A 26578-nucleotide genomic window follows, 5' to 3' on the forward strand; every position below is an offset into this window, starting at 1 on the left:
GCACAGAAGCCTTGGCCCAGACTTGCCTAGCATGTGTGCAGGAGGTGCGCGCCATGATGAAAACGTTGGACGATTTCGACAAGGACCTGGGGACCTTTTACCCCCGAGGGCATACGGTAGTGGCGTTCAACAGTTACCACCGAGCGGCATCGGTAGCGATGGGGTTGAGGGCACGCAGTGCCACCTTTGCTGACACCGTGCTCGCCACGCCGCAGCAGATGATCGACTTTGTGCAGAGCCACCATACCGACCGCAATGGCCAAGCCTCACAGATCGACAGCAGCCTGCCCACGCTGCTGCATTACCTGGACCTTGCGCGCGGTGGTGCGTACTTTCTGGTCATCCGCACACCGGGTGGAGAAGCCGCCGCCGCGGTGGCACGCGCCATCGAGTACGTGCCGCACCTGCTGGCACAGCGCTACCAGTTGCTGGCGATTGAAGATATGGCCTGACGGCCCGCCGTCACGCAAAAGCCTTGCGCAGCTCGACCAGCAGCAGCTGGTAGACCACCTTCACCCGGGTCGTTTCACGTAGATCGGGGTGGGTCAGCAGCCACAGGTCGGTGGCGCAGGCGGGCACGGGCTGGCCAACGGCCTCCAGTGTGGGCGTGGCATTGCCCATGAAGCAGGGCAGCATGGCCAGGCCCAGGCCCTCTGCGCAGGCCTGGCGGATGGTGCCAAAGTTGTTGCAGCGCAGGCCCACATCGGCCAGGGGCTTGATGCTCTGCAGCCAGCGCAGCGTGCGGTGGCCTGTGTGGGAGTCGTCCAGCGCAATCCACTCATGCGCGCCCAGCGCCAGCGCCCGCGTGGTCTTGGGCTTGAGGTAGCGCTTGGCGCCATACACGCCAAAGCGCAGCGGCGCCACGCGCTTACCGATCAGGTGCTCGGGCGGGTGGTCCGTGGGGCGCACGGCGATATCGGCATCGCGCCGCGAGAGGTTGACCGCCGCGTTGTCCACCGACAGCGTCAACATGATCTGCGGGTACTGCGTGCGGCATAGCGCCAGCATGGGCTGCAGCATGGCCAGGGCCAGGCTGTCGGTGGTGGAGATGCGCACCGCGCCGCTGGGGCGAAGGTCTTGCCCCGCCACGCGCAGCAGGGCCTGGTTGGCGGCGTCCTCCATCTGCGCGCCGGCCTGGGCCAGCGCCTCGCCAGCGGTCGTGGCGTGGTAACGCCCGCCCGCGCGCTCAAACAGGCGCACGGCCACGCGCGCCTCCAGCTGCGCAATGCGCCGGAACACGGTGGCGTGGTTCACGCCCAGGCGCTTGGCCGCGCCCGACAGCGAGCCGGTCTCGGCAATCAGCGCCACCAGGCGCAGGTCGTTCAGGTCTTCCATGCCGGGCCTTTCGAACTGTGCATATTTGCAAATGAAAAGTGCATTTTTTGAGAATTGTATTGTTTCAATGCAAACGCCAAACTACGTCCATTCGCAACTTCTTTAAAGGACCTCACCATGATGTTGAAACACTCTTTGATAGCCGCTGGCATTGCCACCCTGCTGAGCCTGGGCGCCCAGGCCGGCGAGCCCGTGTGGGACGGCAATACGATTCAGATGGTCAGCGAGACGCTCAGCCCCGGCGTGTTTGCGTTCTACGCTAGCGATGCCAAGGCGCTGAACGCCAAGGGGGCAGCCGCCGGCACCAGTGGTGGCCTCATCGTGGGCAGCAAGGGTGCGCTCTTGATCGAGACCATGCTCAACAAGCGCCTGAACCAGCAGGTGCAAGACCTGAGCCGCAAGCTGGGCAAGAGCAAGCCGCTGCTCTACGCCATCAACACCAGCGCCCATGGCGACCATTCGTTTGGCAATATGTATCTGCCCGCCAGCACTACCATCATCCAGCACGCCGCCACGCGCACCTATGTGGACCAGCATCTGGCCGACGACAAGGCCTTCATGATCCAGAACTTTGGCAAGGGCCGCGGCATTGAAGAGATCAAGGCCCGCACCGGCGACCTGCTGGTGCCCCCTGGCGGCAAGCTCACGCTGGACCTGGGCGGCAAGACGGTGGACATCATGGACTTTGGCTTTGCCCAGACCGGTGGCGACCTGTGGGTGTGGGAGCCGCAGGCCAAGGTGCTGTGGAGCGGCAACCCGGTCATCGCGTCCAAGCCGGCGCTACCCTGGCTGCTGGACGGGCATTTGGTGGCATCGCTGGAGACCCTGCGCAAGGTCTATGACTTCTTGCCCGCCGACGCGCGCATCGTGCCCGGGCACGGCGTGCCCATGACCCGTGAAGACCTGAAGTGGCACATCGACTACCTGGCCGCCGTGCGCACCCAGGTGCAGGCCGCCATAGACCAGGGCCTGAGCCTGGAGCAGACCGTCAAGCAAGTGGCCATGCCCGAGTTCGGTGGCTACGCCTTGTTTGGTTGGGTGCACCCAGGGCTGAATGTGCCGGCTGCGTACAAGGATCTAAGCAAGAAGTAGCGCACTTCAGGGAGGTCTGCGCCTCCTAGAATCGCGGGCATGAGTCCCGCAGCGCCTTCGCCAGCATCCGCACTGCCGCAGCACCACGAAGGCACGCTGACCCAGTGGGACGACAGGCGCGGCGTTGGCATCATCACCCTCCAGGGCGTCGACCAGCAACTGCCGGTGGACGCCGCGGCATTTCCGGGGGATGGTTACCTGCCCACGGTGGGCGAGGTGCTGGGCGTTGAGATGGAGACCGGTACCGACGGGCAGCCCCGTGCGGTGCGCGTGCAGCGCTTTGCCGAGCCCGCGGCCACAGTAGCCAAAGCGGGTGGTGGCAAGGGCGGGCGAGCCAAGCTGCGCCTGAGCCGGGCGCCCCGCCACGGAGGTACCGCCAGCCGGGGCCAACGCTGGGGCGTGGTCGTGCTGCTGGTAGCCCTGGCCGTATTTGCCTACGTGCGCTATGCCAAGCGGGTAGGGCAAATGGAGGCGGCCGTCACCAAGACCGCGCAGTTGCCGCCCGCCCCGCGTTAGTGGGATGTCAGTGGGGCACCGCGTCGCTGGGTTGGTGGCTCAGCGTGATCCGCTTCTGCCGCACATACTCTTTGTACTCCGTCAGCGGTATCGCAGTCAGCCCTGCGGCGCCGTTCTCTTCGGTCCAGCTCAGCGTGGCGCTGTCGGCATTCAAGTCCACCTCCACCGGGCCGGGCGGAATCTCGATGGGCGCGCCATCGCCGGGGCGGTAGGTTACGTGGTCATGGACGGTGGCGTGCTGGATCATGGTGGGCTCCTCTCTTTGCAAAGCCTCCATTGCACGCCACAGGCGCGCCGCGCTCTGTGCGATGGCGCACCTGGGCGGCGGTAGGCGCTGCTGCGTAGCGGTTTTTGCTCGTGGCGCTGGAGTACACTTTTCGCCCATGCTGATTCACCGTCATTCTTCTTTCGCGCGCAGCCTGGCCAAATGGATGGGCGTCGTACTGCTATCCATTTCCGCACTGTGGCTGCTGGGCTGGCTGCAGGGCAATGACCCCGACTGCGTGCTGGAGACCAGTGTCATGGCCCAGATCCGCATGTGCGATGCGCAAGAGCTGGCCAACGCCCCGGCCTACCCCCTGCACCATCTGGCTGCCATCCTGGCCCTGTTTGCAGTGGGCCTGGTCTGCATGCGCCTGGCCTTGGGGTCTGGGACACGGCGCGGCACGGCCACCGAAGCTGGCCCTGCCAGCGGCGCCTGAGCCAGCACGGCATATGCCCTACGCCACCCAGCCCACTGCTTGCGTCGGCGTTACCGCGCTGCTGTTGTTGAGCCTGGCCAGCCCTGCGGCCCATGCCGTGCAAGACTGCGAGTTCAAAGGCAAGCACATCAACACCAGCGACGGCTCCCAGACCGCTGGCAAGACCGGCATGGTGCTGTGCAAGGACCGCGACACCGGCAAGCCTGAGCGCGAATACGAGCTGCGCGACGGCCAAAGCATAGGCCTGAGCCGCTACTTCCGCGAGGGCAAGCTGGTCAAGGAATTCACCATCACCACCAATGGCCCGCACGAAGGCCTGGAGCGCGAATGGGCCACCAATGGCCAATTGGTACTGGAGTTCACCAACGTCAACGGCCACACCCGTGGCCTGCGCCGCCAGTGGTTTGAAGATGGCAAGCCCCGCAAGATCGAGTGGGTGGCAGAGACAGAGCGCGAAGGCGCCGCCGTGGAATACCGCGCCGGCAGCGGCCAACTGGCCAGCCTGCGCTGCGGCCCCAAGCCCCTGCTTGCCCCACATGCGAATGACGCCAAGCTCTGCGGCTTCGAAGGCGGGCCATCCACCGTCAACCTGTACTCCTACAAGGGCGATCTGCGCAGCACGCTGGTGCTGGCAGCGGGCGTGGAGCAAAAGGCCACCACCTTCTTCGCCAACGGCAAGCCCGAGGTAGAAGAAGAGCTGCTGCAAGGCGGCACGCAGAAGCGCGAGACCTATTACTACGCCGAGGGTGGCAACAAGCAGCGTGAGAAACTGTGGGACCTATCCACCGGCCGCCCGGCCTTGCTGCTGCGCGACGCAGAGTTCCACACCAGCGGCACACTGGTGGTGGAGCGCAAATACCAGCTCGTAGTTGCCGACACCTCCAGCGGCCGCAAGCGCAGCCGCCTGGCGAGCGAAGAGCGCTTCTACCTGAATGGCCAGCCGTAGCAGAAGGACGTGTACACCCAAGAGGGCAATGCTGAGCTGCGCGACACCCAGCGCTACACCGACCAGGGCAAGCTCAAGGCACAGGGGCGCTATGTGCAAGAAGGCCGCTACGGCGAGCGCCTCGTGGGCGTGCACACCGTCTTCTTTGCAAATGGCAAGCCAGCGCAGGAAGACACGTTTGACGCCAAAGGCAAAACAACCCGCCAGAAGGTGTGGGACGAATCCGGCAAGCTGGTCAGTGACGACGAGTTGTTTGAAGACGGGTCGCGCAAGGCGTATGCGAAGTAGCACTTGCTGGGTGCCATTCAGCCGATTGCCTTAAGCCGTATGTCCCGATAGCCCTCGTGGAATATGCGTATATAGCTACCAAAAACGTAGCAATCAAGCCTGCCACACACCAAACCCCGCTGATCGCAGGTCTATGCCGATCTCGATCTCCTTGTCCACCGCGTCTTGGTAGCTCAAGGGGTTGAAGGCCTCATACAGGTCGGGCAGCAGGCGCAGGCCGTATTGCTGCGCGAAGCGGTTGGCCTGTATGCCGGCCTTGTGCTTGTCAAAGCGCACATCGGGGTCCAGGCCGGTCATGCCTACGTACACACAGGGCTTACCTTCTACATAACCGGGGTTGCTCTTGCGAAAGCGCGGTTCCAGCAGCACGTCTTTGGAGAGTTCCACCACGTACACATGGTGGTGCTTGCGGCGGGCCATGGTGGGAGCGGAGGTGGGCGTCAGGCCCTACTATCCAGATCGCGAATCAGGCTGACCACCTTGGTGGTGATGATGTCCACCGCCGGCCCGTTGGCGCCGTGCGGCAGGATCACATCGGCATTGCGCTTGGTGGGCTCGATGAACTGCTTGTGCATGGGGCGCACCGTTTCCAGGTACTGGTTGATCACGCTCTGGGCACTGCGCCCGCGCTCGGCCATGTCGCGCTGCAGGCGGCGGATGAAGCGCACGTCGGCAGCGGTGTCGACAAAAATTTTGAGCGACATCATGGCGCGCAGATCGGCGTCGTAGAGCGCGAACAGGCCTTCGATGACGATCACCGGTGCGGGCTTGACGGTGATGGTTTTGCTGGAGCGGTTGTCCGCCGCAAAGTCGTACTCGGGCATTTCAATTGCCTGGCCGTTCAGGAGCGCCTGCACATGCTGCACCATCAGCGGCCAGTCAAACGCCGCAGGGTGGTCGTAATTCGTCTTGCGCCGGTCCGGCGGCGACATGTGGGATTGGTCGAGGTAGTAGTCGTCTTGCATCACCACCGCGGCCATCTCGGGGCCGATGGAGGCCAGCACCTCGCGCGTGACGGTGGATTTGCCGCTACCACTGCCCCCTGCGACACCGATCACGAAGGGTTTTTGGTTGGTTGTGTTCATGTGATTTCCGTACCTGGGCCAGCGATTGCCCGCCATCTTACTTGCTGCGACCAAGGCCTTTTCTCGCTATTGCTGTGCACGATGGGGGCTGCTACAGTGGCCCGAAAGTAGAGCAAGGCGAGGATTGTTTGAGTGCCCTAAGCGACATTGGCAATGCTAAAGAAAAAAACTTCCGCATCCCCCGCACCCGATAGGCTCATCAGCGATGAGGTGCATGCCACGCGGCGGATGAATGTGCGGCGCACCGACCGCTTGCTGGCCACGGCAGAGGTGCTGCTCGCCAACCGGGACCAGCACGCCACCTCGCAAGAAGACACGCTGGCCGTGATCGCCGACCTGATCCACGCGGCCACCCATGATGTGCTCACCGGCTTGCCCAACCGCAGCCTGCTGCTCAACCGGCTGGAGCATGAACTCACCCAAGCCGCCGCAAACGATGGGCATGTGGCGGTGCTTTTTCTGGACCTGGACAACTTCAAGCTGGTGAACGACTCGCTGGGGCATGACAGTGGCGATGAGCTGCTGTGCGAGATAGCCCGGCGCATCAGTGCGTGCGTGGGTGCCAGCGGCATTGTGAGCCGCATTGGCGGAGACGAATTCGTCATCTTGTACCCCCATGCCCAAGGCGGGGCCGAAGACGCGCTGGCCGCCAGGATGCTGCTGGTTGTTGCCGAACCCGTGCGCATAGGCGCCAGAGAGGTGGTCACATCCGCCAGCATTGGGGTCGCCAGCAGCAGCCTGGGCACGCAGTCGGTCGAGCAGCTGCTGCGCGATGCCGACACGGCGCTCTACGCCGCCAAAGACCACGGCAGGAACTGCATGGTGCGCTTCAACCACGAGTTGCACGCGCGCGTGGCCCGGCGCATGCAGATCGAGTCGGACCTGCGCGTGGCCCTGCGCGAAAAGCAGCTGTTTGTGCACTACCAGCCGCAGGTGAGCCTGGTCACTGGGCAGCTGGTGGGTGTGGAGGCGCTGGCGCGCTGGCACCACCCCGTGTATGGCATGGTGTCGCCGGCGGAGTTCATCCCCATTGCCGAAGACAGCCGCTTGATCTGCGAACTGGGGCGGCAGGTGTTGCATTCGGCCTGCCAGCAATTGGCGGCATGGACGGCCGCATCGCCCGGGCGGCCACTGTCGGTAACGGTCAATGTGTCACCCCGCCAACTGGGCGACCCCAACTTCATCACCGAAGTGCAGGCCATCGTGCAGCAAACGGGCGTGAGCCCATCGTCGCTGTGCCTGGAGCTGACCGAGAGCGCGCTCACCCATTCGGAGGCAGATATTCTCGAGGCGCTCAACCAACTGCACCAGATGGGCATCTACATGGCTATTGACGATTTTGGTACCGAGTATTCGTCGTTGGCCCGGTTGCGCGACCTGCCCATCGAGGTCTTGAAGATAGACCGCTCTTTCATCGACGGCCTGCCCACAGAGCCCGGCGATACGGCCATTGTGTCCTCCATCCTCAGCCTGGCTTTTGCCATGGGCAAACACGTCATTGCCGAAGGCATAGAGCGTGTTGACCAGGCGCTGGCCCTGCGCAGCATGGGCTGCCCCGTGGCGCAGGGCTATTTGTTCTCCAGGCCCGTGGAAGCCGCGCAGATCGCCGCCATGCAGGACCAGCCCTTGTGGCAGGCCCCCGTGAACTGGGGTGTGCAAGCCGCCGCGGTGACCCCCGACACCCTGACACGCCGTGCGCACCCCACCTTTATCGAAGAATTTCTGGACCACATCGGTATACCCATGGGCGTGAAGACCCAAGGCAGATCATGATGGCGCTGGTCATTGGCATCTGCAACCTGCTGGTGGGCGCGGCCTATGTGGGGCTGGGCCTGCTGAGCGCGTGGGAGGCGGCCAGCCAATACCGGTACCGGGGCCTGTCGCGCTTTGGTCTGGGCTTTTCGATGATGGCGGCAAGCTGCGGCCCCCACCATCTGGTGCATGGCTGGTGCGTGCTGGAAGGCGCACCGGTGACAACCCCCATGCTGGCCGTGACGCTGACCGGCCTGCCCGCCGGCATTGTGTTCTGCGCGCTGCGCGCCGAGGCCATGATGGCGGGCCGGGGCGACCGCACTGTGGCTGTCAAAGGGGCGGTGATGGCAGCTGTGGCGGTGGCGCTGTTGATTGTGGTCAGCGCAGTCGCCGGCTGGGCCATAGCCTCGCCCGCGTTGCCCTATGGCGAAATTTGCACCACGCAGGGCCTACAGGCCTGGCTGCTTGCAACTGGTACGGGCCTGGATGCCGCCGCGCTGGTGATGTGGAGCAACCTGTGGGTGACGTTCACCTACGCCATGGTGGGCTGGTACCTGGTAGACACGCAAATACGCCGCTATGTCACCACCCATTCGTGGTCGTTGTCGGGCCTGGCGCTCTCGGGGGTGTTTCCGTCGTGCGCAGCCATGCACCTGATCATGGCGCTCACGCGCAGCCTGGAAGTGAGCACCCTGCCGTTTGACCTGATTGGCGTACCGGCGTCGGTGTACTTCTTGTGGGTGGTGCGGCAACTGCATGCCGACTCCGCCATCGACTGGAACCGCCGACCGCTGGCGGGCCTGGCCGCTACGCCGCATCGGTCATCGCCCTGGAGCGAGGCGGCTAGCGTTGAGCGGTGATGGGGCGCACCCCCCCCATCAAAAGCTTGGCACCGGGTTCTTGCCCTTTGCGAGCGCAAGCGCGTCTTTGACAACTTCGTACACGGCTTGCTGTTGAATCTCTTCGGTTGGCAGCAGCGCATTGTCTCCGTTCAACTTGCTCAAGCGCCCTTCAAAGTTAACCACCAAGCGACCCTGCTGGAATTTCCATTTGCCATGGACATCGAAGCATTCGTGCTTGTCTTCAGGTTCTTTCGGTGGTGTGTCCAGCGCGCTGCATGCGCCGTAGGCGCCATCATTGTCTGCCGACATGGGAATGCCCCCCGCTAAGGGTGTCGCCTTGCCAGGCTTCAAACTCAGAACGACCAGCCATGTTCCGCAGTAGCCTTGCCAGCAACTGCCCCACTCGGAAGCGACGGCATAGTGCCCATCAGCTAGTTTGGCCACGCTGGTTGTGCCGATGTTGCCTTCCACGCCGCTTTGGGCAGCGGCGTCTTGCCGGGCCGTCAACCGCCAGCCATTGGCGTCGTGCTCAAAGAAGTAAGTACCGATGATTCCGGGGCATGCGTGGCAGGTGTAGGCTTGCTTGTCTTCTTCGGAGAAAGGGTGCGTTTCGGTGACCAAGGCTGCGTGCGTATCGTCCAGCCTCACAACATAGAGGGGCGAGACCTCCGCCCGCGCGGCATCCGGTTGTGTATGGGCCTTGTCACCCGCCGTTGCTGACAGGTCGACGTCTTGAACCAAGCCTGGGCCCTTTGCTTGCCAGGTGGGGAAGGGCAACAGCATCAACGCGGCGCGGTCCAGTGTGGCGGAGTAACGGGGCGTTGCTTTCTGGCACGACGCGGTCAGGATCAGGCAGGCGATGAGTAGCGTGCTGCGGATTGCGATTTGCTGAAGAAGGTGCATGGCTTGCAGTTTAGTTTCCGTGAACGGCTGAGATGCCACCATAGATGAGCCAAAAAGCCGGCGCGGCGTCGGCAGCGCGCGCCTGCAATGGCTGCTTTTCAAGTGGGATCGCCACCGCCGCCCGCGGTGGGCGCAAAGGCTGTGCGCAGAGCCTGCAGCAGCGCCTGTTCGTGGGCGGGCATGGCCTGCATGTCCAACTGCAGCGCGTTGCGCTCGTACAGGTCCAGCGCCACTGCGGGGGAGAGTGTCTCGGTGCCCTGCAGCTGCCACGCCAGCGCGCGCAGCAGGGGGTAGTCGGCCAAGGCCACCTGCGCCGGGAGCCAGCCGGTGCGATCGGGCGCTTGCTGCAGCGCCATGCCCAGCGCCACCATGACGCTGCACCAGGCGCCCATGGTGACGGAGGGTTCACCCTTCTCAATGCGGTACAGCGTGACCCGCGACAGCCCCGCCGCTGCGGCCGTTGCCGTCGCGCTCTGGCCCACGGCCTTGCGCTGGTTGCGGATCTGCGTGCCCAGGGCTTGTAGCTGGGCAACGCAGGTTTCGTTGATGGATGGGGGTTTGGATGGCATGGTGATTCTCATTATTTACAAAAATACTGTTTTGTAAATAATGAGAATCAAATTCTGCGTTTTAAGGGAGCTAAGCACTGAAATTCAAGCAAATCGGCCTCTAGCCCTTGTGGAATGGTTGCTTGTAGCTACAAAATTTGTAGCAACTCTTATTTCAGCTCATCCAGCAAGGTCTGCACGGACCCGATTAAAACGGGCAGGGCGTTCTGGGCAATGTTCCAAACCGTGCCCACGTATCCCACAAAAATGCACGTGGGTCACGCTGCTGCATAGACCGCTTCGCGGTTGCGGTTGATGCTGGCCAGCACATAGGGGTTGCGCACGGCGCCGGGTTCTACCAAGTCCACGTCACGCCCCAGCAGCGCCTCCAGCGCAGCCTTGGCGCCAAAGAAGGTGTCTAGCCCAGGCTGCGCGTCCGGCGCGAACTCCACCAAGAAGTCCGCGTCGCTGCTTTCAGGGTCAAAGTCGTCTGCCCGCGCAGCAGACCCGAACACCTCTAGCCGGCGAATGCGGTAGCGCTGGCAGATGGCAGAGATGCCTGAGCGGTGTTGGGCGATGGCAGGATGCATGGGTGGAGTTTAACGGGGCTGGGCGGCTATGTATCAAATAGGCCACCAGCCAGCGTGGGACCTAAGCAGTCAGCTACTGAATATGTAGCAAATTCTGGAGAGTTTGCCTCTTTAGAATGGGGGAAACTGATTAAAAAACTAGCGCACGGAACCCGTGCAGGGGATTGATGGTGTCTTTCGGTGACTTTCTGAGCAAACTCCTCCAACCGCACGTGGCACAGGGCCCCGTGTTGCCCAAACCGGTTGGGATAGCGCATGCAGTGGCCATCGGCTACTACGGGATCTTGGACGCCACCTATGCCAAGGCGTTTTCCGATTGGAGTAAAGGCCGGCCCATCCTGGTGGCACGCTTGCAAGCATTGCCCGCCGCCGCTGCGGTTGAATGCCTGGACAACCGCGGTGGCTATGTTCGTGAATTCAGTTTGCGCGTGTTGATGGCGCAGGACTGGATAGCCGCTCTGCGGCCAGTGATGAAGCGGCTGAACGACAACGTGCCCATCAACCGCCAGCTTTCGCTGCAGCTGGTGCTGCACTGGCTGGCACACATACCTGCCGCTTCATTGGTGGATGCTTTACCGGATTTGTATGCGCTGGAGGGGCAAAGCCGTGTGGACTTCAAGCAAATCATCGCCGTGCTGCAGGCCCGCTTAGCGGAGCCCGAGTGCCGCGATGTAGTGTTGGCGGGCATCAGCCATACCCGCGCGGCCGTGCGCCGTCGATGCTGGCCACTCTGTCTGGCGACCTTCAATTGGTCAGACCAAGAGAAAGTGGAGCGTGCCATTGCGAGTGGCGATGTTGGCTTGGCCCGCACCGTGGAGCCGCTGGCAATGGAACTGCCAAATGCGGAATTGCAAGCGCTTTTTGAGCAGCGCCATCGTCTGAAGGCCATGCCACTGCGACGTGCGGTGTACCTGAGCCTGTGGCGCAGAAAGTTGGGCGACATGGATACGCTGTTCTCGCTCGCGCTGTGGGATCGCTCCTTCTCGATCCGATGGCTGGCACGGCATTGGAGCCAAGAAGCCCCGCAGGTGTTGGTGGCGGCGTACCGCCGGATGTTGGCGGACCCGGCAGCATCGACCCGACTCAAACGCTATGCGCTGGAGGGGCTGGGGCAATTGGCCCAGGCCGACACATTGGATTGCTGCGGGGTTGCGCTACAGGACCCAAGCCCGGTGTTGCGCAGAGCTGCTTTGGAGGCACTGTGCAATTTCGCATCGGTTACACGCTACGCATACCTGACGCGGGCGTTGCTGGACGGCGATATGGCTGTGCTGCGCAAGTGTTTTGAACTGTCGCTCAAGACAGGGGATTACCTGGCTTATGACGACCTGCTGCCCATTGCCCACGCGCGCAGCCGTGAGCTGGACTTCTTCGTGAACCTGATTGCCTATGCTGACCGTGTGGCGGCTTGGCAGGGTATTCACCTGGTGTCACTGACTCAGTTTGCGGATGCCGGTTTGCAGGCGGCGTTGAAGCCCCATGTTGATGCCTTCTTGGACCGTTGGGCGGGGCTGTACAACTATTTCAAGGCCAGTCAGAAGCAGTGGGCGGATGTGTGTGCCTGGTTGCCCTACGAGACCTTCGACGTGCGTTCGCCGTTGCGGTTTGCGTTAGAAGGGGAGGCGAAGCGGGTCAGGGTCTAAGTGCAAAGCCCTATGGCTACCGGACTCTATAGAACGTATTTGCGCGGCTACAGAAATGAGGCCTTACGTGCATCCATATTGATGCGTGAGTCACGATTCGGCGTAGGTAGCGAACCGTCGGCAGGAGCTTTAGGGGGTGTCCACTTTTTTGCATGAAGCGATCGCGGGCCCCATGACATCAAATTTTTGTAGCTGTGGCAGACCCTCATTGATAAAGCGTGTGAACTGTATGCCCCCGCTTGAGTTGAAGAACTTTGTCGCGACCTGGATGTCTTGCTGATTGAAACTTGGTGGCACAGATGCTATGGACGGGGGCTTCTGTCCACGGAAGCCTGCACGCATCACTTCTCGGACCGTCTTCGCTCCGAAGTCCTTCAACTTTTTACCGGTTGACGTCAGAAAGAAGCCTGTTGCTTGTTTAACCGAGTCTGCATTTGCAAATGCAGTTCGCACAATTGGACGAGCAAGAGGGTATATAACGGAGAAATCAATTTTTTCCCGAACACATTCAGCTTGTGCTTTTGTCAACTGTGCTGACTCGGTTCTGAAGATTAAGTTTTCATCGAGAGCCGCCGTGATGCCTTCTATTACGTAAGCTTGAATGAAGGCGTCTGAGTCTGCGTCGGATGGTGCAAGTGCGTGGCTGCTGGCTGACATGAGCAGCATTGAAATAACTGATGCTTGTTTTGCTATCCGCATGGTGAGTTTCCAATAAAGGTGAGCCTTGGTGTCATCCAGGTTTTTGCCGGGTTCTCTTTTTGTATGACACTGCCCTTCAGGTCTGTCAGCGACTATGAGGCAAGTCAATATGTCTATCGCGAAAGGCAAGTAGGGGTGTCATGACGCCAACACTAACCAGAAGCAAAAACCAAGCGCGTATGGCGGTTGAGCCAACTTCAACTTGGAGGCAAGAATCGGGACAGAAAAGGCCAGCCTGTGTACACGCTCAATAGGAGTACGCTTCAAATTTTTTTGCTAAGTGGGTGAGCAGACCCTTAATCTTCTCGGTCGTTTCCTGACTGAGATGAGGGCGTTGGCCGGAGCGCACTTTCTGAAGAAACAAGCGAGACGGCAGTACTTTGTCCCGCCGGGTGGTCTTCATGTGACTGGAGTTCTTCTCCACAATTGCTTCCGGTTGTACTTCGAGAACTGCCGCAAATTCATCCCTAGTGAACATATCCTCGATAGCACCATCGATGTTTAACGAGGTTAGGCAGTCTTTTGTTATGGTCAACCAATCCTTCTTTACCGAATTCTGCGCGTCCTTATAGGCTTTGTCGTTGTCATAGAGATAGATTACGCGACACCCCCATCCTTGAAGAATGGTGCCTATTTTTGGCATGTTCCCCGAGCTTCCGCCGGAGACAAATTTCCCTTGGAATACGTTGAATATTTCGTTGAGCGCTGTAAGGTAGAAATAGTCTGAGGGCCCCTCTACAACTATGTTGTCCACCTTGTCGCCGCCGACGATACCCTGATTTAGCTCCAGACCAATTGCAGTCAGTATTGGAGTCAATGTTTCCTTGTCCGCAACTGCGTGAACCTTGTTCTCAACATAAGTGCCGAGTGTTTCATGCTTTTGTACTAGTCTCAATCGATCCAATTTTTCGGGTTCAATGAGATAGGGGGAGTGGGTAGAGATCAATATTTGCGATTTTTGGCTCGCGTCCTCCAGGTGCTTGAGGATGTCTCTCTGCGCGGTTGCATGGAGATAGAGACCGGGCTCGTCTATCAAAATCACATTTTTTACGTCCCCGCGCGCTCGCGCTGAGACGCGCACGTAAAAAGCTAGGTGCCACCTTCTGCCTTGACTACGAACTTCCGGTGGAAAAAACTTTCCTTTTTCTTCGATCCAGAACTCAAGCCCATCACTGTCCCAATCTATTGACAGCTTTGATAGATCTTGAGTCCAAAACTGACCGAAATCTTCATTGAGCTGCACGTTCAAGAGATACTTGTGCTGCTTCTTCGCGCTACGATTACTCCCTTGAATCGTTTCGACATCAAGGTTGCTCATTTGTCGCAGGTCTTTAATCCACTTATTTGTGGGTAGCTCAGACAACGGAACCTGGCTTGGGAACACATCGTCGAATGAGCTAAACAAGACAAAATTTGGCATGTAGGCCAAGCATTTATCAAGCACGCGACTGAGAACTGTTTTCTTGAGGTTCTCGTTACTATCTATCGCGACAGTTAGTTCATCGAACTTTGCATAAATTTCATTTCGCTGCGCATCATCCAATGAGCTCAACTCGGTCTCTAAGCTTCGCAAGTATTCCTGAATCGCATTTACGGCGTTCACGCCATCCAGAGGATTAATGTTGAGTTTCGGAAGTCTTGCCTTCGCCGTTACTTCATTCGCTTGGAAGGCGGTGACCATGGCAACAGCTCCTGAAAGAAGCTTTTCCCAATTCTTTGGTTCACTGGGTTGAATCGACGACAGTGGAGAAAAGGTTGCTGAGTAGGAGTCAGGATAGTTTTTCTCGACGACCAAACTATTTTTGGCTGCTAGCGCGCCCAAGACCACTCTCTTAACTTCGCTGCTCAAATCCGTGCTTTCAATGATTTGAGTGGCTTCATTTGCTCCAATTTGGAATTCAACTTCTATGAAGGGCTTGAGGTTGGGCTCCCCAATCGGCATGGCTTTCTCTCGAATTGGTACGCCACGATTGAAGTCTTCTAAAGCCTCTAGAAGCGAGCTCTTTCCGGCTTCATTTTTTCCCGCAAGGATCGTCACTCCCGAGGCAGGGTAGCAATCGCCAGAGTCAATGATTGACTTGTAGTTTTTGACACGGAATCTTTTTAGTTCCATTTAGCCTCCCTGGTCCTTCCACAGCAATTGAGTTACTACTTCCCCCAGCTATCCTTCAACCCCACCGCCAAGTTAAACACCGGCTTGGTGCCCGTCACATGGTCCACCCGATCCGCCACAAAGTACCCGTGCCGCTCAAACTGAAACTTTTGATCCGGTAGTGCATTGGCCAGCGACGGCTCAACAATCGCGGTGATGACCTTCAGGCTATTCGGGTTCAGGCTTTCGATGAAGTCTTTGCCGCCCGCATCGGGCTGCGCGTCCAAAAACAGGCGGTCATACATGCGCACTTCGGCGTTCACGCCGTTGGCCACGCCCACCCAGGTGATGGCGGCTTTCACCTTGACCAGGTCGCTGCCGGGGGTGCCGCTCTTGGTGTCGGGCACCACGGTGGCCAGCACGTCGGTGATGTTGCCGTCTATGTCTTTGATGCAGCCGGTGCATTCGATGACATAGCCGCCCTTGAGGCGCACCTTGTTGCCGGGGAACAGGCGCTTGTAGCCCTTGGGTGGCACTTCTTCAAAATCTTCGCGCTCTATCCACACCTCTTTGCCGATGGTGAAGTGGCGTGTGGGCGATTCAACCCCCTCCGGTGGGTGGGGCAGGCTGGGCTGGGTGCAGGGCTCCAGGTGGCCGGCGCCCATCACTTCGTCCCAGTTGGTCAGCACCAGTTTTACGGGGTTGATGACAGCCATGCCGCGGTAGGCCTTGGCTTCCAGGTCTTCGCGCAGGCAGCCTTCCAGCGTGCTGTAGTCGATCCAGCTGTCGCTCTTGGTGACGCCAATGCGTTCGGCAAACAATTGAATCGCGGCGGGTGTGTAGCCGCGGCGGCGCAGGCCGACGATGGTGGGCATGCGGGGGTCGTCCCAGCCTTCTACCTTGTGGTCGTACACCAGTTGCGCCAGCTTGCGCTTGCTGGTGATCACATAGGTGAGGTTGAGGCGTGAGAACTCATACTGCCGCGGGGGCGGGCTGGCCAGCAGGCCGCCTTCGGTCAGGCGCTCCAGCAGCCAGTCGTAAAACGGGCGTTGGTCTTCAAACTCCAGCGTGCACAGGCTGTGGGTGATCTGCTCCAGCGCGTCCTCGATGGGGTGCGCGTAGGTGTACATGGGGTAGATGCACCAGGTGTCGCCCGTGTTGTGGTGCGTGGCGCGGCGGATGCGGTAGATGGCCGGGTCGCGCATGTTGATGTTGGGGCTGGCCATGTCGATCTTGGCGCGCAGCACCATCGATCCATCCTCATGCTCGCCATCGCGCATTTCGCGGAAGATCTTCAGGTTCTCTGCCGGCGTACGGCTGCGGAATGGGCTGTTGGTGCCGGGCGTGTTGAAGTCGCCACGGTTCAGGCGCATTTGCTCGGTGGTTTGCTCGTCCACATAGGCCAGGCCGGCGCCGATCAGGTATTCGGCGGCTTGGTACATGAAGCCAAAGTAGTCGCTGGCTTGGTAGGGCTCGGCGGTGGCGCTGCCATTCCAGTCAAAGCCCAGCCATTTGATGGCGTCGCGGATGGAGTTGACGTATTCCACGTCTTCTTTCTCCGGGTTGGTGTCGTCAAAGCGCAGGTGGCACACGCCACCGTAGTCACGCGCCAGGCCGAAGTTGATGCAGATGCTCTTGGCGTGGCCCACGTGCAGGTAGCCATTGGGCTCGGGCGGAAAGCGGGTGCGGATCTTGGCGGGGTCTGGCTTGCCGGCGGCGTGGTGGGCCGCGTCGCCAGGGGTGCCGGCCCAGCGGCGTTGGGCGTAGGTGCCGTTGTCCAGATCGCTTTGGATGATCTGGCGCAAGAAATTACTGGGTTTGGCGATGTCGGCGCCGTTTGGTGCGGCCGTGGTGGTGCTGTTGGTGGGGGTGGGAATGCTCATCCGCCCGATTTTAGGCGTGCTGCACCTTCAAGTCGGCCCAAATGGGCGTAAGTTCGGTCTTTTCTGCCTCGCTTAGGCTTTCTGCCAACAGCATGCACTCGCGTTGCAGCTCAAACAGGCGCAGGCGCAGTTCGCCCCAGGCCAGGTCCATCTCAAAATGGTCTTGTGGTGTCAGTTGCTCAGGGGCCAGGCCCCACACGCCCAGGGCGTTCCAGGCCATGCGCAGGCGGTGCAGGCGGTCTTCGGCCAGCAGCACGATGGCGGCGCGCTCCTTGCTGCCGGTGGGGGACTGCAGGGTGTGGGCAATGCCTTGCGCTTTTTCCAGCGTGGCGTTGATGTGGTGCAGGGCGTCGGACGGCACGCGGATGTTGGTGGGAATCTTCTCCCGCGCGTCGCGCGCCATGTTGAACACCACACTGCTGTAGCGCGACGGAAACTCGCCGGGCACCACACGCAGTGCAAAGCTGGCGCGGAACAGCGGCGCGGTGGGCGATTGCGATACGCCCATGGCCGTCTCCACCGCGGCCAGCAGCATGCCCAGCGGCGAGATGGCGTCGCCGTGCAGGCGGGCCGGGTAGCCCGAGCCGTTGGCCCGCTCGTGGTGCTCGCCGACGGCACGGCACAGCGTGGCGGGGTAGTCGGTGGTGGCGTCCAACAGCAATTGGGCAATGCGGGGGTGCACCATCATGTGCTGGTGGCCCAGCAGGTCCAGAGGCTCCTGGCCGTCCAGGTATTGGGGTTGGATATAGGCCTCGCCGATGTCGTGCAGCAGACCGCCCAGCATGGCTAGGCGCATGTCTACGGGCAGACTTTGGGCCTGTGCCATGCCGCCGGCCAGTGCCATGGCTTGCACGGCATGCTCTACGGCGCCGGGGCGGGTGGCCAGGGCGGTGGTCAGGAGCAACTGCGCCACAGAATGCAGTGGCATCTGCTTGAGTTGCTTCTCCAGCACCGTGCCCCAGGGGCGCAGGGCGTTGGCCATGCTGTGGTTGCTGTCCAAGAATTTGTGCAATTGCTCCAGCAGATAGAAGGGGGTGACGCCGTCTTCGGCCATCAGGCAGGCTTCTATGGGGTTGAGCAGCTTGCGCTCCAGCAGGCGCTGCTGCAGCGCGGCCGATACGGGCAGGCCCTTGGCCCAGAGCTTGAGGCCACGCACATCCACAATGTCTTGCGAGGCGACGATGGAGTAGGTTTCGCTGGCCCGCAGGATGGCGGCCAAGAAGTCCGGGTCGGCATGCGAGTCGCCGGGTGCAAAATTGACTGCTTGCATGGTGTATCCGTCCTCCTTTAGAGCCCCGGGGTGCCCGCAATACCATTTGCGGGCAGTTGGTGGAGCCTGTCGTCAGGTGCTTACTTATTCTTTGGCAGCCCAACTTGTAAGCGGATGTAGCTCCATGGATGGAAGTGTCGTCCTCCTATTGGTGTTTTTAAAGGCCGTTTGGCGTGGCAGATGCACCGCCTGTCTGGAGCATGGGCGCGCGGCGCAGGCGCCGCGGGCATAAAAAAAGGGCACACCCTGCGGTGTGCCCTTTGGCGCTGGCAACCGGAGTTGCCAATGCATTAGTGCCTATTAGCGGATAACGGCCAACTCGGTCAGCTTGCCACCCTTGACGGTCTTCAGTGTCAAAGCGCCGTTCTTGATGTCGCCCTTTTCGTCAAAGGAGATGGGGCCGGTCACGCCTTGGTAGCCAGAAGTGGCAGCCAGTGCGGGCAGGTACTTGGCTGGGTCAGCAGAACCAGCCTTGACCATGGCAGCAACCATCACGTTCACAGCGTCATACACATAGGGTGCGTACACTTGAACTTCGGTGCCGAACTTGGTCTTGAAAGCGGCCTTGAATTTTTCCATGCCAGCCTTGCCAGCACCTTCCACGCCACCGGCTTCAGCGCAGTAGACTTGGTTGTCGGAGATGGCATCGCCACCCAGCTTGACCAGTTCTGTGGAGCAGATACCGTCGCCGCCCATGAACTTGGCATTGATACCCAGGGACTTCATCTGACGCAGCATGGGGCCGGCAACAGCGTCCATACCGCCGAAGAACACGACGTCAGCCTTCTTGCCCTTGATGGTGGTCAGGATGGAGTTGAAGTCGGTAGCCTTGTCAGTTGTAAATTCCTTGGCAACCACGGTGCCGCCAGCAGCTTCAACAGCCTTGGCGAACTCTTGTGCCACACCTTGGCCGTAAGCGGTACGGTCATCGATCACGGCGATGGCCTTGCCCTTCAGTTCCTTAACAGCGTACTTGCCCAGTGTGCCACCCAGTTGGGTGTCGTCAGCAACCATACGGAAAGCTGTCTTGAAGCCTTGGCGTGTGTACTTGGGGTTGGTAGCGGAGGGAGACACTTGGGGGATGCCAGCGTCGCTGTAAATGCGCGATGCGGGGATGGTGGTGCCGGAGTTCAGGTGACCGACCACGCCAGCAACCTTGGCGTCAGCCAGCTTTTGAGCGACTGCAGTGCCTTGCTTGGGGTCAGCAGCGTCGTCTTCGGCCATCAGCTTCAGAGTAACCTTTTGGCCACCGATGGTCACGCCTTTTGCATTGAGTTCTTCAATGGCCATCTTGGCGCCGTTTTCATTGTCCTTGCCCAAGTGGGCAATGGCACCGCTGGTTGGGCCAACGTGGGCAATGGTGACGACGGTTTGTGCCATCGCAACGCCGGATGCCAGGGCAACAACGGCAGCAGCAACGATTTTCAACTTCAACAGCATAAATTCTCCAGTAGTAAGAAGTGTGAACACAGAGGGTGTCACTTCCTACACGATAGCGCATCTGAAAGCCCCCCAACTTAGGGATGCTACTAGTATTGAACCTATATTTAAATGGCTAATAAACCATTAGCATCTCTTCTGACACGTTACTGCCACATGCGCACTGCTTTCGTGCTACTGGGTGTTCGCTATGCAAAAACCAGAAACCGCCCCTGATACTTCGGTGACAGTCTCTTTGCGGCTGCAAGACCTGCAAGAGGCCGTGCGTGCCGGCACGATCACACAGGCCCAGGCGCACGCTTTGTGGGCGCAGTTCACCGACATGGGGCTAGTAGCGGCCGCGCAACGCCAAGCGGCCACCACCGCGCACAGCGGGCCGGTCTTCAGCTTTGTCAACGTGCTGTATTACTTCGGCGGCATGGTGGCCATTGGCGCGATGACGCTGTTCATGACGCTGGGTTTCCAACTGATGGGCGCAGCGGGGCTGTTGGTCATCGGGTTGGGTTATGCCCTTGCTTGCCTCAAGGTAGCCGACCATTTCAAGGCCAAGGGCCTGCCCATACCAGCGGGTATCTTGGCCACGCTGGCGGTGTGCCTGGTGCCCTTGGTCGTGTGGTGCGTGCAAAGCCTGCTGGGCCTGTGGCCTCCGGGCGGAGACGACTCCTATTCGACCTACCACACGCATATCAACTGGCGATGGATGACGCTGGAGTTCGCCACCCTGGCCGCCGGCGTGGTGATGCTGTGGCGCTACCGCCTGCCGTTCATGGTGATGCCTATTGCGGTGACGGTGTGGTACCTGAGCATGGATCTGGCCAATGCGCTGTTGCAAGAGGGCACGTGGGATTGGAAGTTCATGCGCGATGTGTCGCTGGTGTTTGGCATTGCCACCTGCTGTGTGGCCATGTGGGTGGACGCACGCAGCCGCCGTGCACGCGAGCCGGCGTGGCGGCAGGACTACGCCTTTTGGCTCTACATCTTTGGCGGCATCATGTTCTGGGGCGGTTTGAGCCTGCGTGACTCTGCATCGGAGTGGAGCAAGCTGCTGTATTGCCTGCTCAATGTCGCGCTGGTGTTTATGGGCGCAGCCATCGGCCGGCGTGTGTTCACCGTGTTGGGTGGCCTGGGGGTGGCGGGTTACCTGGGCTATTTGTCGCACCAGGTTTTCAAGGACAGTCTGCTATTCCCGTTTGCGCTGACCCTGCTCGGCTTTGGCGTGGTGTGGTTGGGTGTGCTGTGGCAGCGCAACGAGGCCGCCATCAACGCGCGCTTGAGTCGCTATGTGCCCGAGGGACTGCGCCCAAGATAGGCTTGCCCGCGTTGGATCAAGCTACCAGGCCTGCCGCAAAAGCATTCACTGCATCCACATCGGTGGGGAGCGTGGTGTAAGCCAGGCCTTCGCGGTCCATCAGCTCAACCATGCCGCGGTCTATGGCGCGGGCCTGCTCTTCGTCTTGAAAGCGGCCGGTGCGTATGTATTTGCGGTCACTGCGGGCCACGACGATGTTGACGTTGTTGCATTGCTTGTACCAGTCCAGTATGTGGGTGCGCGTCTTGGCGATGTCGCAGATGTTGTCCAGATAGTTTTCGTTGTAGTACAGCACCTGGGGTAGCGAGCATTCGGTGATCAGGAATTGCACCTGGCCGTCCAGCAGGCTCAGCATCTGGTACTGGCGCTGGGCGATGAAATACTGGTTCTTCAGCACTTCGAAGTTTTGCTGCCACACCAGAGACTTGGCAAAGTCGGGTATCACCTCCACCGTCTTTTCGCGCAGCTTGAGGTACAGCACGATGGCCGATGTGATGACCGACTTTTCGCACCCCGGGCCGCCTATGACATTGATCACCTGCGTGGGGTAGAGCCGCATCTTGCTCTCGGGTAGGTGGTTGGCAACAGAGGTGTAGTGGATCGCCATGGGATAGCCTCTCAATTCAACAGTCAATGTTGGGAAACGCAGGCTTAGAAGGATACCTCCAAGCGCACACCGACCACAGTGGCCTGTGCGACCGACCGGTCTGCGCCAGGGTTGCCGAACCATTGCAGCATGGGTTGCACTGCCAGTTCGGGCAGTGGTTTGATGCGGTAGCTGAGCTCCCATGCGGATTCGATGGCGGTGGTGGCTCGCCCGGCCGCTTCTTGCACGGCGCGGTATTTGTCGCTGACCACGGCCTGGGTGTAGGCCAGACCCAGTGCGTCGTCTGGCCGGCCGCCAAAGGGTGCCTTCATTACCAGGCCGGTGTTGACGATGGCGCGAATGGGCGTGGAGTCGCCATCGGTGGCGCTGTAGCGCACAAAGCCATGCAGGCTGCACCCGGCTTCACCCTGCCACAGCTTGCCTTCCGCCAGGGCATAGGCACCGGCGCTGCGCCGCCGCAGGGGCAGGCCGTTGGCATCCAAATCGCGCAAATCGTCCACCTGCGCGCTATAGCCCCAGGCGCCGGCTGCAAACTTGGTGTCGGAGGCCTGCCCCGGCGCGGCGCCGGGCCGCCAGCCCATTTCCACTATGCCCATGACGCCGTCGTTTGGCCCCATGACCACGTGTGTGCCCTTGGGCTGATTGGGGTCACCGGCAATGCCATCCAATACCGCGACCAGCAGGTAGTTGCTTTGGTCGTTAGAGGCCCACTTGCCGCGCACGCCAAAGGCCGATGTGTTGAAGATGGACGGGCCCCGCGTCAACGACAAGTCCCCGCTGGCGCCATGGGACGGGTGAAGGAACAGCCCCGCCGTGTCCAGCACCTGGAACTCGGTGTCTATGGGGTATAGGCCCGCCAGCACCGAGTATTGGCCGTCGGCCCATTCCTTCTTGATCCAGGCTTGGAAGAGGCGCTCGGTGTCCACCGCCACCTCGATGTTGCTGACGCCGGTGAGGCTGCCCACGCGGTCGCGGTTGAACTTGTCGCCGTGGTCGTGCAGCAGGTTGAAGAACAGCGTGCTGCCGCTCCAACCCCAGGCTCTGTCCAGGTCGATGGTGAGCTTCAGGTCCAGGTGGCCCATGGCGCTGCCCCCGGGCTGCTGGCCGCCGCTGGCCAGGCGCAGCAGGTCGAGCTTGTAGGCGCCTTCGAACGCCAGGGCCGGTGTGGGTGGGGGGGGGTTGGCGTCTGGTGCCGAGGTTTGCGCCAGCGCGCCCACGCACAGGCCCGCACAGGCGAGCAGGCCAACGACGCGTTGGGCGGCCCGTGCCACGTTACATGGCCTTGAACAGGTGGGCGTAGAGACGGCTGACGACGAACTTCTCCTTGAGTCCTTGCACCGTTAGCGATACCTTGCCGGCTTCATCGCGGGTCACTGCTTCAATGGCCAGAGCCCGCACGATGGTGCCGCGGTGGATCTGCCAGAACACGGCGGTGTCCAACTGCTCCTGCAGCTCCTTCAGGGGCGTGCGTATCAGGTACTCACGCTCGGCGGTCAGCACCCGCACATACTTGTCGGCTGCTTCGAAGCACAGCACGTCGGCCACGGGCACCATGCGTATGGTGTTGCCCACGCTGGCCTGTATGACGGTCAAGGGCGTGGCAGGTGCAGCGGCCGGTGTGGTGATAGATGCGGCAGCGCCGGAAGCCATGGGGCTGGCGATCAAACCGCGCAGCTGGCACAGCGTTGCTTCAAAATCGATAGCGGCCTGCTTAGGTTTGGCGAGGGCTAGCTGCAGTTTTTCTATAGTCTTGTGCAGGCGAGGAGCCTGCACGGGCTTGAGCAGGTAGTCCACCGCCTGGGCTTCAAAAGCCTGCACTGCGTACTGGTCGTAGGCCGTCACAAACACCAGTTGCGGAAAGGGGCGTGCGCCGGGGCCGGTGGTGGGCCATTGCTCGGCCAGTTCGGTGGCCGCTTCCAGGCCGCTCATGCCGGGCATGCGGATATCGAAGAACAACACGTCGGGCAGCAGGGCCAGGGCCTGGCGCACGGCAGACGCGCCATCGCCCACGGTGGCCAGCACCTTCAGGCCGGGCCAGGCGCGGGCCAGGTCGGCTTGCAGGGCCTGGGCCAGCAGGTGTTCGTCTTCGGCAATGAGGGCTGTGGGTGCTGTTGTCGTCATCGTCATGGCGTCATGCATGGCTGGTGGGAGAGAGCGGCAGGTGTAGCAGCGTGATGGTGCCCTGCCCGGGGGCGGAGTGCTGGTCTATGCTGCCCCGGCTTTCGTAGGCGGTGGCCAGGCGTTCGCGCACCTGCGCCACGCCAAAGCCGTTGGATGGTGTGGCTGTGCTGTCAAAGCCCACGCCGGTGTCGCGCACTTCCAGGCACAGCAAGCCATGCTCACGCCGCGCACGAACGGTGATGGTCCCGCCTTCTACCTTGGGCTCCAGCCCATGCTTGATGCTGTTTTCCACCAGGGGCTGCAGCAGCAGCGTGGGCACGTTGTGTGCTGCCAGGTCTTCCGGCAAATCCAGTTCGTAGTGCAGGCGCGGGCCCATGCGCACGGCCATCAGTTCCAGGTAGTCGCGCAGGCGGTCAAACTCCAGGCTCAGCGCATGGTTGCTGGCGCGCGATGCGCTCAGCGTGGCACGCAGGTAGGCCACCATGCGGTCCAACATGTCCTGGGCGCGCGGCGGGTCTATGGCAATCAACACCCGCAGGTTGGCCAGCGTATTGAACAGCATATGGGGTTCCAGCTGTGTTTCCAGCAGCTTGAGGCGCGATTCGGTGGCCAGGCGGTTGGCCTCGTTGACCTGTTGTTCCAGGTAGGCGCTCTTGCCGCGGCTGTGAAAATAGTAGGTGACCACGGAACCCACGACGACCGACATCACCGCCGACAGCATCAACTGCTTGCGGGATGCATTGGCCCAGGTCGAGTGACCCAGCCACCAATCTCCCAACGTGGTGCCGATGGCAAAGCCCAGCACGATGGCCACCATGGGGAAGAGCTTGCCCCACACGCCTTCGGGCCATTGATGGTCGGTGGGGGCAATGTAGTGACGGCCAAAATCAACCAAGGCCCAGGTGCTGCAGCCAATCGCCAGCGAATAGGTCAGCGGCAGTTCGTAAGGCCGGTCGGGGCGAAAGACGTACTGGAGTGCGGCAATGCCTAGGCAAAAGGCCAGCGTTTGCAGAAAGTTCTGCAGCTTCTCAATCCAGTCGATCTTCATGGCCCGCTGCGCCCGTCTTGCTCACGCTGCAGGCGCTCGCGCTCCTTCTGCACCATGCGCTCGCGCACGCTGCCGCCCGCGCCCAATAGCCAGACCGACGCGCCATGTAGTGCCAGGCCCAGGCCCCAACCCAAAAAGGGTTTGATGGACCAGGGCCGGTCGCCAAAACCGTATTGCGATATGGAAAACACAAACAGGTTGACGAGTACGAAGGCCGTGGCGTGGAAATACCAGCCCAGCTTGGCACCGGCGCGTTTACGGGCCAGGCGGTCTAGCTCTTCGGCACTGCGTGGTGTGCCAATGGGTGGTTGGTCAGCCATGGAAGGTTTTTTCTGCGGCAACGTGGCGGGCCATCAAGGGTGAGATGCGGTAGCGGTCTTCGCCGTAACTGGTGCCCAGATGGGCCAGCACGGTGCGGATAGCGGGCAAGCCCACGGCGTCGGCCCAGGCCAGCGGCCCCTTGGGGTAATTCACACCCAGGCGCATGGCTGCGTCGGCCGCTGCGGCCGAGCACACGCCCTGGTTGACGGCGTCGGCCGCCTCATTGGCCAGCATGGCCACGGTGCGCATGACGGCCAAGCCGGGCACATCGGCCAGGTGCGAGACCTGGAACTTGGCGGCTTGCAGCAGGCCGATAGCGGCATCGGCAGCCGCATCGCTGCATTGCACCGCGCGGGTCAGGGCCAGGCGGGTTGCTGCACGGTAGTCCAGCGCCAGGTCCACCAGCACGGTGTTGGCAATGCCGGCATCGGCAGCGCGTTGGGTGGCACTGTGGCCATCGGTGACAAAGAGCACGGCGCCATTTACTTGGGCAATGCGTCCATCAATGGATGGGCTCTTGTCGAAGGGAATGGCGGCCTTGGACAGGCGCTCGGCCAGGGCCCGCGCCGCGTCGGAGTCACCGCACAGCATGATGCCGGTGGGCGCTTCACGTGCCGCCTCGGTTTGGGGAGCGGGTTTGCTGGCGCCTTCGCGGTAGTCAAAGAAGCCGCGACCACTCTTCTTGCCCAGAAAGCCCGCGTCCAGCAATTCCTTTTGCACCAGCGAGGGCACAAAGCGCGGGTCGTTGTAGAAGGCATTCCACACCGAGCAGGTGACGGCGTAGTTGACGTCGTGGCCGATCATGTCCATCAGCTCGAACGGGCCCATGCGAAAGCCACCGGCCTCGCGCATCACCGCGTCCAGCGTGGCGCAGTCGGCAGCGCCCTCGGTCAGCAGGCGCAGGGCCTCGCCATAGTAGGGGCGGGCGACGCGGTTGACGATGAAACCGGGGGTGGACTTGGCATGCACAGCCGTCTTGCCCCAGGCCGTGGCCGTGGCAAAGAGCGTGGCCGCCACGGCGGGGTCGGTGGCCAGGCCGGAGACGATCTCCACCAGCGCCATGACGGGCGCCGGGTTGAAGAAGTGCAGGCCGGCCAGGCGCTGGGGGCGCTTGAGCGCGGCGCCTATGGCGGTGACGGAGATGGACGAGGTGTTGGTGCCGAAGATGCAGTCATCGCCAACGATGCCTTCCAGTTCGGCATACAGGCTTTGTTTGGCCTGCAGGTTTTCGACAATGGCTTCGATGACCAGGCTGGCACCGGCCAGGTCTGACAGCTGCTGCACGGCCATCAAGTTGGCGCAGGCTTGTGCGGCCCGCTCGGGGGGCAGTTTGCCCTTGTCGGCCAGCTTGCTGATCTGGGCCTGGATGCTGCGGATGGCATCTGCCGCTGCGCCGGGCCGGTTGTCCAGCAACTGCACGGTATAGCCCGCTACAGCAGCCACCTGCGCTATGCCGGCCCCCATGGCGCCGGCTCCGATGACGGCAATGGTGGAGGTTGTTGGCAGGGCGGCAGCGGTCACGGTGGTCGTCTTTCTTGGCACGTATG

General features: G+C 61.3%; 28 protein-coding genes. 10 read left to right on the top strand and 18 right to left on the bottom strand.

Annotated features, from left to right (window positions below):
- Window positions 1–53: 53 nt before the first annotated feature.
- Complete coding sequence (locus AC07OO_RS18490) at window positions 54–452, top strand: hypothetical protein (RefSeq protein WP_495083605.1); 399 nt, start codon at window positions 54–56, stop codon at window positions 450–452.
- A gap of 10 nt (window positions 453–462) precedes the next feature.
- Here AC07OO_RS18490 and AC07OO_RS18495 read toward each other — a convergent pair whose 3' ends face one another.
- Entirely contained in the window at window positions 463–1335 is an 873-nt protein-coding gene (locus AC07OO_RS18495; RefSeq protein ID WP_495083606.1) for a LysR family transcriptional regulator, read from the bottom strand.
- Between the two features lie 117 nt (window positions 1336–1452).
- On the opposite strand from AC07OO_RS18495, the gene AC07OO_RS18500 reads away from it, so the two are divergent.
- Together AC07OO_RS18500 and AC07OO_RS18505 are read left to right on the top strand one after the other, a co-directional pair.
- Window positions 1453–2427 (top strand): MBL fold metallo-hydrolase, encoded by a 975-nt coding sequence (locus tag AC07OO_RS18500; RefSeq protein ID WP_495083607.1) that lies wholly within the window; start codon window positions 1453–1455, stop codon window positions 2425–2427.
- A gap of 39 nt (window positions 2428–2466) precedes the next feature.
- Window positions 2467–2943, top strand: coding sequence for a hypothetical protein (locus AC07OO_RS18505; protein ID WP_495083608.1), 477 nt, complete (start codon window positions 2467–2469; stop codon window positions 2941–2943).
- A gap of 7 nt (window positions 2944–2950) precedes the next feature.
- On the opposite strand, the gene AC07OO_RS18510 is transcribed toward AC07OO_RS18505, so the two are convergent.
- Window positions 2951–3190: a hypothetical protein gene (locus AC07OO_RS18510; RefSeq protein ID WP_495083609.1), complete on the bottom strand. Its 240-nt coding sequence runs from the start codon at window positions 3188–3190 to the stop codon at window positions 2951–2953.
- Window positions 3191–3326: 136 nt separating this feature from the next.
- Here AC07OO_RS18510 and AC07OO_RS18515 point away from each other — a divergent pair, with 136 nt between their 5' ends.
- Genes AC07OO_RS18515 through AC07OO_RS18525 form a run of 3 tightly spaced genes read left to right on the top strand, consistent with a single transcriptional unit; the run spans window position 3327 to window position 4878 of the window.
- Complete coding sequence (locus AC07OO_RS18515; protein ID WP_495083610.1) at window positions 3327–3644, top strand: hypothetical protein; 318 nt, start codon at window positions 3327–3329, stop codon at window positions 3642–3644.
- Window positions 3645–3657: 13 nt separating this feature from the next.
- Complete coding sequence (locus AC07OO_RS18520; protein WP_495083611.1) at window positions 3658–4590, top strand: toxin-antitoxin system YwqK family antitoxin; 933 nt, start codon at window positions 3658–3660, stop codon at window positions 4588–4590.
- Between the two features lie 9 nt (window positions 4591–4599).
- Entirely contained in the window at window positions 4600–4878 is a 279-nt protein-coding gene (locus tag AC07OO_RS18525) for a toxin-antitoxin system YwqK family antitoxin (protein WP_495083612.1), read from the top strand.
- A gap of 93 nt (window positions 4879–4971) precedes the next feature.
- On the opposite strand, the gene AC07OO_RS18530 is transcribed toward AC07OO_RS18525, so the two are convergent.
- Together AC07OO_RS18530 and udk are read right to left on the bottom strand one after the other, a co-directional pair.
- Window positions 4972–5298, bottom strand: a complete 327-nt coding sequence (locus AC07OO_RS18530; protein WP_495083613.1) for a hypothetical protein — start codon at window positions 5296–5298, stop codon at window positions 4972–4974.
- Between the two features lie 20 nt (window positions 5299–5318).
- On the bottom strand, window positions 5319–5963 hold the full coding sequence (gene udk, locus AC07OO_RS18535) for a uridine kinase (RefSeq protein ID WP_495083614.1): 645 nt from the start codon (window positions 5961–5963) through the stop codon (window positions 5319–5321).
- A 153-nt stretch (window positions 5964–6116) separates the two neighbouring features.
- On the opposite strand from udk, the gene AC07OO_RS18540 reads away from it, so the two are divergent.
- Window positions 6117–7736, top strand: coding sequence for a putative bifunctional diguanylate cyclase/phosphodiesterase (locus tag AC07OO_RS18540; RefSeq protein WP_495083615.1), 1620 nt, complete (start codon window positions 6117–6119; stop codon window positions 7734–7736).
- On the top strand, window positions 7733–8575 hold the full coding sequence (locus AC07OO_RS18545) for a hypothetical protein (protein WP_495083616.1): 843 nt from the start codon (window positions 7733–7735) through the stop codon (window positions 8573–8575). The genes AC07OO_RS18540 and AC07OO_RS18545 overlap by 4 nt, the downstream gene beginning before the upstream one ends.
- 18 nt (window positions 8576–8593) lie before the next feature.
- On the opposite strand, the gene AC07OO_RS18550 is transcribed toward AC07OO_RS18545, so the two are convergent.
- The 3 genes from AC07OO_RS18550 to AC07OO_RS18560 form a co-directional block, all read right to left on the bottom strand.
- On the bottom strand, window positions 8594–9562 hold the full coding sequence (locus AC07OO_RS18550) for a hypothetical protein (RefSeq protein ID WP_495083617.1): 969 nt from the start codon (window positions 9560–9562) through the stop codon (window positions 8594–8596).
- A complete protein-coding gene (locus tag AC07OO_RS18555) occupies window positions 9559–10029 on the bottom strand; it encodes a helix-turn-helix domain-containing protein (protein WP_495083618.1) in 471 nt (156 codons plus the stop codon). The genes AC07OO_RS18550 and AC07OO_RS18555 overlap by 4 nt, the downstream gene beginning before the upstream one ends.
- Window positions 10030–10286: 257 nt before the next feature.
- Window positions 10287–10598, bottom strand: coding sequence for a nucleotidyltransferase family protein (locus AC07OO_RS18560; protein ID WP_495083619.1), 312 nt, complete (start codon window positions 10596–10598; stop codon window positions 10287–10289).
- Window positions 10599–10765: 167 nt separating this feature from the next.
- Here AC07OO_RS18560 and AC07OO_RS18565 point away from each other — a divergent pair, with 167 nt between their 5' ends.
- Entirely contained in the window at window positions 10766–12241 is a 1476-nt protein-coding gene (locus AC07OO_RS18565; protein WP_495083620.1) for a HEAT repeat domain-containing protein, read from the top strand.
- A 129-nt stretch (window positions 12242–12370) separates the two neighbouring features.
- Here AC07OO_RS18565 and AC07OO_RS18570 read toward each other — a convergent pair whose 3' ends face one another.
- The 5 genes from AC07OO_RS18570 to AC07OO_RS18590 form a co-directional block, all read right to left on the bottom strand.
- Window positions 12371–12940, bottom strand: a complete 570-nt coding sequence (locus tag AC07OO_RS18570; RefSeq protein ID WP_495083621.1) for a hypothetical protein — start codon at window positions 12938–12940, stop codon at window positions 12371–12373.
- Between the two features lie 247 nt (window positions 12941–13187).
- Window positions 13188–15053, bottom strand: a complete 1866-nt coding sequence (locus AC07OO_RS18575) for an AAA family ATPase (RefSeq protein ID WP_495083622.1) — start codon at window positions 15051–15053, stop codon at window positions 13188–13190.
- Between the two features lie 35 nt (window positions 15054–15088).
- Window positions 15089–16915, bottom strand: coding sequence for a glutamine--tRNA ligase/YqeY domain fusion protein (locus AC07OO_RS18580; RefSeq protein ID WP_495083623.1), 1827 nt, complete (start codon window positions 16913–16915; stop codon window positions 15089–15091).
- Window positions 16916–16925: 10 nt separating this feature from the next.
- Window positions 16926–18185: an HD-GYP domain-containing protein gene (locus AC07OO_RS18585; protein WP_495083624.1), complete on the bottom strand. Its 1260-nt coding sequence runs from the start codon at window positions 18183–18185 to the stop codon at window positions 16926–16928.
- Window positions 18186–18485: 300 nt separating this feature from the next.
- A complete protein-coding gene (locus AC07OO_RS18590) occupies window positions 18486–19625 on the bottom strand; it encodes a branched-chain amino acid ABC transporter substrate-binding protein (protein ID WP_495083625.1) in 1140 nt (379 codons plus the stop codon).
- Window positions 19626–19815: 190 nt separating this feature from the next.
- On the opposite strand from AC07OO_RS18590, the gene AC07OO_RS18595 reads away from it, so the two are divergent.
- On the top strand, window positions 19816–20934 hold the full coding sequence (locus tag AC07OO_RS18595) for a DUF2157 domain-containing protein (protein WP_495083626.1): 1119 nt from the start codon (window positions 19816–19818) through the stop codon (window positions 20932–20934).
- Between the two features lie 16 nt (window positions 20935–20950).
- On the opposite strand, the gene AC07OO_RS18600 is transcribed toward AC07OO_RS18595, so the two are convergent.
- From AC07OO_RS18600 to paaH, 6 genes are read right to left on the bottom strand one after another with little or no spacing between them, the layout of a single operon-like run.
- The gene (locus AC07OO_RS18600) at window positions 20951–21541 is read right to left on the bottom strand and encodes a hypothetical protein (RefSeq protein ID WP_495083627.1); all 591 of its coding nucleotides are present in this window, start codon (window positions 21539–21541) and stop codon (window positions 20951–20953) included.
- Window positions 21542–21585: 44 nt separating this feature from the next.
- Complete coding sequence (locus tag AC07OO_RS18605) at window positions 21586–22812, bottom strand: carbohydrate porin (RefSeq protein WP_495083628.1); 1227 nt, start codon at window positions 22810–22812, stop codon at window positions 21586–21588.
- A 1-nt stretch (window position 22813) separates the two neighbouring features.
- Complete coding sequence (locus AC07OO_RS18610; RefSeq protein WP_495083776.1) at window positions 22814–23662, bottom strand: LytR/AlgR family response regulator transcription factor; 849 nt, start codon at window positions 23660–23662, stop codon at window positions 22814–22816.
- 10 nt (window positions 23663–23672) lie between these two features.
- Window positions 23673–24710: a sensor histidine kinase gene (locus AC07OO_RS18615; protein WP_495083629.1), complete on the bottom strand. Its 1038-nt coding sequence runs from the start codon at window positions 24708–24710 to the stop codon at window positions 23673–23675.
- Window positions 24707–25030: a 2TM domain-containing protein gene (locus AC07OO_RS18620; RefSeq protein ID WP_495083630.1), complete on the bottom strand. Its 324-nt coding sequence runs from the start codon at window positions 25028–25030 to the stop codon at window positions 24707–24709. The genes AC07OO_RS18615 and AC07OO_RS18620 overlap by 4 nt, the downstream gene beginning before the upstream one ends.
- A complete protein-coding gene (gene paaH / locus AC07OO_RS18625) occupies window positions 25023–26552 on the bottom strand; it encodes a 3-hydroxyacyl-CoA dehydrogenase PaaH (protein ID WP_495083631.1) in 1530 nt (509 codons plus the stop codon). Before paaH ends, AC07OO_RS18620 begins: the two co-directional genes overlap by 8 nt.
- Window positions 26553–26578 lie beyond the last annotated feature (26 nt).

The sequence above is a fragment of the Rhodoferax sp. GW821-FHT07G04 genome, assembly GCF_059418585.1.